The sequence below is a fragment of the Neisseria sp. P0021.S006 genome (genome assembly GCF_051956895.1).
In genome coordinates this window covers 1-495 of sequence record NZ_JBQCWZ010001110.1, presented here as the reverse complement: position 1 = coordinate 495, position 495 = coordinate 1, and the positions used below count along the sequence as shown (strand labels likewise).

Genomic DNA, 495 nt, shown 5'->3' with positions numbered 1-495 from the left:
ATTATGTGGACATTCCCATATTACATACCCGGTCAACTTCCTGATTGGCAAGCCTTAGAACGTCGTTTCAGCTGGTTTGCCGATATGAAGGACGTTCCGCAAGACCCTGAGTGGCATGCCGAAGGCGATGTATTTACGCATACCAAAATGGTATGCGAAGCCCTTTTACAATTGCCCGAGTTTCAAGCGCTTGATGGACAGGAGCAGCATATTCTGTTTGCTGCCGCCATGCTGCATGATGTGGAAAAACGCAGTACGACCAAGCGTGAAATAGAAAACGGCAAAGAGCGTCTCGTTTCGCCGCATCACGCAAAAAAAGGCGAGCATACCGCCCGTACTTTACTGTATACCGAACTTGCCGCTCCGTTTGCTGTAAGAGAAGCAATCGCCAAACTCGTGCGCTTGCACGGATTGCCCTTATGGGCGATTAACAAGCCTAATCCTGAGCGAGCCGTCATAGCGGCCAGTTTGCAGGTCAATACTGCACATCTTGCC

General features: G+C 50.1%; 1 protein-coding gene. It reads left to right on the top strand.

Features of this window, described 5'->3' with window-relative positions:
- Window positions 1-84: 84 nt before the first annotated feature.
- On the top strand, window positions 85-495 hold a 411-nt coding region (locus tag ACTHUM_RS18995), incomplete at its 3' end, for an HD domain-containing protein (RefSeq protein WP_440403828.1).